The following is a 5,309-nucleotide window of genomic DNA, read 5'->3' as shown; positions in this document are numbered from 1 at the left end:
TCGCCTCGCCCGAGGTCGCGGAGATCCTCGGCGCCTGAGCCCCTGCGTCACAGCAGGTCGAGCGCAGTGGAGTCGCGTACCCACGCCCAGATCGCCGCCACGTCCGCCGCGGTCGCCACCGTTCCTGACCGGTAGCTGGTCGGGCGGACCTCACGGTCGTGCCAGAAGCACCCTCCCGCGGGAGGAGGGTCGGTGGCGGCAAGCCAGGTGATCGTGTCGGCCCCGGCATCCGGGTCGCGCAGCACGACACGAGTGACCAGCCGGAAGGCGGGCAGCGCACTGGCGACGCCCGGGGTGTCGGCCCAACCCGGGTGCATGGCATGCACGGCCGTGCCGTGGGCCTTCCAGCGCTCGGTGAGCAGCGGGGCGAGCTCCACCTGGATCCGCTTCGATCGGGCGTAGGCCACCGCGCCGCGGTAGTGACCCTGGGTGAAGTCGGGGTCGGCGACCGGCAGCGCCTGGGTGTACATGCCACCCGAGGCGACCAGGATGACGCGCGCCCCCGTGGGCGCCAGGCGCAGGGCCGGGAGGAGCAGCTCGGTCATCAGCACCGGACCGAGGACGTGAGTGGCGACCGTCAGCTCGTGGCCCTGGGCCGAGGTGGTGCGCTCGGCAGGCAACACCCCGGCGTTGTGGACCAGGACGTGGAGGGCGCTGCCGTCGCGCGCCAGCCGTTCGCCGAACCCGGTCGCGAAGCGACGGACCGAGGCGAGGTCGGAGACGTCGCACTCCTCCACCTCGAGCAAGGCCTCGACCCCCTCCTCACGCAGGGTTGCCGCGATCCGGCCGACGGCGCCCTGGGCGCGATCTGCCGAGCGGACGACGAGGTGCACGGTGGCCCCGAGCCGGGCCAGTCCGAGCGCCGTCGCCTCGCCGAGGCCGCCGCCGGCACCAGTGACGACGGCACGCTTGCCGACCAGGGACCCGGGGACGGGATCACCTGCCCAGTGCCGGCGCCGCAGGCGGTAGCCGATGGAGGAGTAGCCGGGCACCACCAGCCGGTCGAGCAGGCGGTCCAGGCCGGCGTCGACCGCCTTCGCGGTCATCGGGTCGGTCCCGCGCCGGGCAGGCCGGGGCGGCGGAAGAGCGGCGGGAGGTGGCGCACCATCAATGTCGACCACGTGAGGTGGGTGATCGTGGGAGCTTGCACGCCGCCGGAGGCGCGGCGTTGCAGGCCGAACAAGGTGCCCATGACGGTGGCAGCGAGCACCAGCGCCGGGTTGCGGGTGGTCGTCGTCGCCACCGTGTAGACCGCTGTCGAGGCGAGGGCCGGGTGGCGGTCGCCGAGCGCTGCGTACAAGGCACCGCGGAAGAAGATCTCCTCACCCACGCCGTTCGCGAGGGTCGTGAGCAGGACCAGGCGGTCGTCCCCCTCATCGGCGAAGAGCAGCACCCGCGAGATTGCCGCGTCCAGTGGTGGGATCCGGCGCGCCACGAGGGCTGCGGCGTAGAAGAAGGCGAACGCGCCGACACCGGTGGCGACCGGGGTCACGACCGGGCGGCGCAAGGTCGAGTCGCGGGTCTGGATCCAGCCCAGGTGCAGCGGCCCCGAGGCCAGGCCGCCGACCGTCCAGGTGCCTGCCACCGCTGCCGTGGACAGGTAGAACTCCCTCGAGCCGGGACGGGTCGAGAGCGATGCGCCGAGGAGCCCGGCACCGACCAGCGAGGTCCCGACGACCACCTTGCGCCGCCGCAGCACCACGTCACTGGACTCAGTGCCCGCGACGGGTACGACGTGGGTGATCGGCATCGGCAGCCGGGATACCAGTCGAGCGCGCAACCCCGTGCGACTCATCGTGTTGCGGCCCGCTCCGCCAACGCGAATCGGACGGCATCGTCGTACCCCATGGGCTCGAACGGTACGACGTCGTGGATGGACCGGTCGCGAACGACGACCTCGTTGACCATGGAGTCGATCAGGTTGCGTCCCGAACGGGTGTCGACGTCGGTGACGAACGACAGCCAACGCGAGGACAGCCCTGGCGTGAGCAGCGGGACCGGGAGGATCGGTAGCCGGCGCCCCTCGACCGCGGCGACGCGCTGGAGCATCTCGAGGTACTCGAGGACATCGGGACCACCGATCTCGAAGACCTTGCCGAGAGCGTCGTCGTTGTCGAGCACCCCCACGAGGTAGCGGACCACGTCGGCGACGGCGATCGGCTGGGTGCGGGTCCGCACCCAGCGGGGCGTGATCATGGCCGGCAGGTGCTCCACGAGCTGACGGGTGATCTCCCAGGAGATGCCGCCGTGGCCGACCACGATCCCGGCACGCAGGACGGTCACGGGGACCCCTGCGTCGGCGAGCAGTCCTTCGACCTGACGCCGGCTGCGCAGGTGCGCGGAGAGGTCGTCCTGGTCGTCGCCGAGACCGCCGAGGTAGATGATCTGGTCCACGCCTGCGTCGGCTGCCGCTGACCCGAAGGCGGCAGCGGCAGCGGCGTCGAGGGACTCGAAGTCGGCCGAGTCGAGCGAGTGCACCAGGTAGTAGGCCGCAGCACAGTCCCGCAGGGCTCCGGCGAGCGAGCCCGGGTCGCTGACGTCACCGCGGACGGCCGTACCGGGGCCTTGGTGGCGGCCGGGCTTGCGGGTCATCACCCGGACGTCGTGCCCGGCCTCGACCAGCGCCGCCACCAGCCGCCGGCCGACGAAACCGGTTCCGCCGGCGACCAGCACAGGCCCACTGTGGTTCGTCATCGAGTCCTCCCGGACGTCGCGCTGTTCAGGGCTCTCGCCACCAGGGTTGCGGCTCGGCGTCCGGACACCAGCGCCCCCTGGATCGAGCTGGTGTCACGGTGGTCCCCGGCGACCCACAGCCGGTCCGGGACCACCTCCACGGGCTTGCGGAGTGCATGCGGCGCGGTCATGGCGGGGAGCGCATGGGGGACGTCGCGGGTGGCGACGAGCTCCCAGCCACCGCTCGCGGCCTCGTGCAGCTCGCGGGCCGCGGCCTGCGCGGCGCCAGCCTCGAGGACGGGTCGACCATCAGCGTGCAGCACCGAGGTCGCGACCAAGGCGCGGCCATCGGTCGAGTACTCAGGCGCCGACGCGGTCAGGACGACGGAGTTGACGATCCCCGAGCCGTCGGCGTCCAGGGTGAGGAGGGGGTCGAGGTCGGCTCGAGGCGCGGCCGCGAAGTAATAGGTGGTGACGGCTCGCGCCGCCGGCGGCGCACCGAGCTCGGGAAGCAGCCCGTGGGCGGTCCACGGGTCGGCGGCCACCACCACGCCGCGCGCCTCGATCACCGTGCCGTCCGTCAGCTCGACCCCGCCGTCGGCGACGCTGCCCACCGGGGTGCCCAACCGGACCGCGCCGGCCGGCAGCTGGCGGGCGAGCTCCTCAGGCAGGGCCTGCATGCCGGCCGCAGGGACGGCGGAGCTGCCCAGGACGAACATGCGCATCATCAGGTCGGTGAAGATCCGCGACGTGGTGATCTCCGGCTCGAGGACGACCCCGGCGAAGAACGACGTGAGCACGTCGTCAACGACGTCGCCCGGCAACGGTGCCCACGCATCCCTGGCCTCGACGTCGCTCCGGCCCTTGATCGTCGAAGGACGGGGCGCGACGCAGCTGGTCACGTAGCGGGCGAGGGCGACCTTCGAGCGCAGACCCACGACCGACGTCGTGATGTCACCGAAGGCCGCGCCCGGCGACGCCAGCGGGTGGCGGATGTCGTGCAGTGCGCCCCGACGCCGGATCCGGACCCCCCGAGGCAACCGGCGCAGGTCGAGGCGATCCAGGTCGAGACCGGCCCTCAGCGCGGGGTAGGCGGTGTTGAGCACCTGGAAGCCTCGGTCGATGGTGAACCCGTCGACGACGTCGGTGCGAATCCGTCCACCCACCGCGTCCGCCGCCTCGAGCACGACGACCGGGAACCCGTCTGCATGCAGGCGCGTCGCACAGGCCAGGCCGGCGAGTCCGGCACCGACGATCACGACAGGAAGATCAGTGGTCAGCATGCGTGCTCCGTGATGGTCGTGGCCCGGTTCCGGAGCCCGGCACGGTGACCGCGGGCGATGAGCCATCCGAGGGGCGAGAGGCCGGACGCGGGGTGCTGGTCCGCCGTACGCCAGGCCTCGCGGTAGATGGCTCGGGTGAGGGCGGCGGCAGCATCGCGATCCCCGTGCCGGGCCGCGAGGGCATAGCGAAAGGTCATCGCGCTGGTCTGGTCGTAGAACGCGAGGAAGGGAGCGACGTCGCCAGCGGCGGCGCGGCCGAGGAGCTCGGCGAGGTCGCCAGCGGCTGCCCCGTCCCGGCACACGTCTTCGACATCCGGCTGGTCGCTGCTCACGAATGTAGTTAAACACAAACCTCAGCACTCTGCTTAGATTAGGCTGGTGAGCATGGATCAGAGCGACGCGATCGCACCCGTGGCGGCAGGGGCAGCCACCGACCTCACCATCGGCGACCTGGCGCAGCGAACCGGCCTGACGCCGGCCGTCATCCGTACGTGGGAGCTGCGCCACGGATTCCCGGCGCCGCGGCGACTGGACAGCGGTCACCGCCGCTACTCAGCGGACGACGTCGCCGTGATCCAGCAGATCCTGCGCCGCAGGGATGCCGGGGTGCGACTCGACGCAGCCATCAACGAGGCCGTCAGCCACCGGGCACCGACCAGTCCCTCAATCTTCGCCGAGCTCCGTCGGCGTCACCCGGCTCTCGTGACCCACCGCCTACGCAAGACGACCCTGCTCGGCCTCTCCCATGCGATCGAGGACGAGTGCTGTGCGACCGCGGACCGGCCCATCCTCTTCGGCGCGTTCCAGCGAGCCGACCTCTACGGTCCGTCCGCCGCCCGGTGGACCGAGCTGGCGCGGGTCGCCCGCTCGGCCATGGTCTTCGCTGACCTCGACGCAGCCCGGCCGACATCGACGACGTCACCCGTCCAGATCCACCTCGCCGACGACGCTCCGTTGCGACGCGAGTGGGCGGTCGTGTGCGACGCCCAGGACACGACCGCCTGTCTCTCGGCCTGGGAACTCCCCGGCCAGACCGGGGTCGCCGACCGGGACCGCGTCTTCGAGGCCGTCTGGACCGTTGACCCCCACGCCGTGCGTGATGCCGCCCGCGTCGCCGCGCAGGTCGCGGCAGACGCCGGCAATGCAGTCGCCCAGCTGCTCACCCGCGAACTGGCAGACCCGCCCGTGACCCGCTCGAGCGGCGCGCAGGCCGCCACCGCGCTGTTCAATCGCGCGATCGCGTACGTCGACCGCCTGCGTTGAGCGAGCGCAGCTCCCGCTGTCAGATATTTCGGATCGCTGGCACGCTGGCCACGTGACCGTCCACGGACTCCTGCTCGCCGCCGGTGCCGG

6 protein-coding genes are annotated in these 5,309 nt (G+C 72.1%); 1 reads left to right on the top strand and 5 read right to left on the bottom strand.

Annotated features, from left to right (window positions below; genetic code table 11):
- Window positions 1-47: 47 nt before the first annotated feature.
- From ACOADB_RS00690 to ACOADB_RS00670, 5 genes are read right to left on the bottom strand one after another with little or no spacing between them, the layout of a single operon-like run.
- On the bottom strand, window positions 48-1,046 hold the full coding sequence (locus ACOADB_RS00690) for an SDR family NAD(P)-dependent oxidoreductase (protein WP_378596000.1): 999 nt from the start codon (window positions 1,044-1,046) through the stop codon (window positions 48-50).
- Window positions 1,043-1,750, bottom strand: coding sequence for a CPBP family intramembrane glutamic endopeptidase (locus ACOADB_RS00685; RefSeq protein WP_378595999.1), 708 nt, complete (start codon window positions 1,748-1,750; stop codon window positions 1,043-1,045). Before ACOADB_RS00685 ends, ACOADB_RS00690 begins: the two co-directional genes overlap by 4 nt.
- Window positions 1,751-1,791: 41 nt before the next feature.
- Window positions 1,792-2,694, bottom strand: a complete 903-nt coding sequence (locus ACOADB_RS00680; protein ID WP_378595998.1) for an NAD(P)H-binding protein — start codon at window positions 2,692-2,694, stop codon at window positions 1,792-1,794.
- Window positions 2,691-3,956 (bottom strand): NAD(P)/FAD-dependent oxidoreductase, encoded by a 1,266-nt coding sequence (locus ACOADB_RS00675; RefSeq protein WP_378595997.1) that lies wholly within the window; start codon window positions 3,954-3,956, stop codon window positions 2,691-2,693. The genes ACOADB_RS00680 and ACOADB_RS00675 overlap by 4 nt, the downstream gene beginning before the upstream one ends.
- Entirely contained in the window at window positions 3,950-4,288 is a 339-nt protein-coding gene (locus ACOADB_RS00670; protein ID WP_378595996.1) for a hypothetical protein, read from the bottom strand. The genes ACOADB_RS00675 and ACOADB_RS00670 overlap by 7 nt, the downstream gene beginning before the upstream one ends.
- 52 nt (window positions 4,289-4,340) lie before the next feature.
- Between ACOADB_RS00670 and ACOADB_RS00665 the strand changes: the two genes are divergently transcribed.
- Complete coding sequence (locus ACOADB_RS00665; protein WP_378595995.1) at window positions 4,341-5,219, top strand: DICT sensory domain-containing protein; 879 nt, start codon at window positions 4,341-4,343, stop codon at window positions 5,217-5,219.
- Window positions 5,220-5,309 lie beyond the last annotated feature (90 nt).

The sequence above is a fragment of the Nocardioides sp. CPCC 206348 genome (assembly GCF_048654705.1).
In the GTDB taxonomy this organism is placed as follows: domain Bacteria; phylum Actinomycetota; class Actinomycetes; order Propionibacteriales; family Nocardioidaceae; genus Nocardioides.
Note: the sequence above shows the minus strand (reverse complement) of the source record. Positions and strands in the feature narration are given on the sequence as shown.

Bases quoted from the DNA above. Each gene is read 5' to 3' on its own strand.
- ACOADB_RS00690 (WP_378596000.1), bottom strand. From the start codon at position 1,046: ATGACCGCGAAGGCGGTCGACGCCGGCCTGGACCGCCTGCTCGACCGG.
- ACOADB_RS00685 (WP_378595999.1), bottom strand. From the start codon at position 1,750: ATGCCGATCACCCACGTCGTACCCGTCGCGGGCACTGAGTCCAGTGAC.
- ACOADB_RS00680 (WP_378595998.1), bottom strand. From the start codon at position 2,694: ATGACGAACCACAGTGGGCCTGTGCTGGTCGCCGGCGGAACCGGTTTC.
- ACOADB_RS00675 (WP_378595997.1), bottom strand. From the start codon at position 3,956: ATGCTGACCACTGATCTTCCTGTCGTGATCGTCGGTGCCGGACTCGCC.
- ACOADB_RS00665 (WP_378595995.1), top strand. From the start codon at position 4,341: ATGGATCAGAGCGACGCGATCGCACCCGTGGCGGCAGGGGCAGCCACC.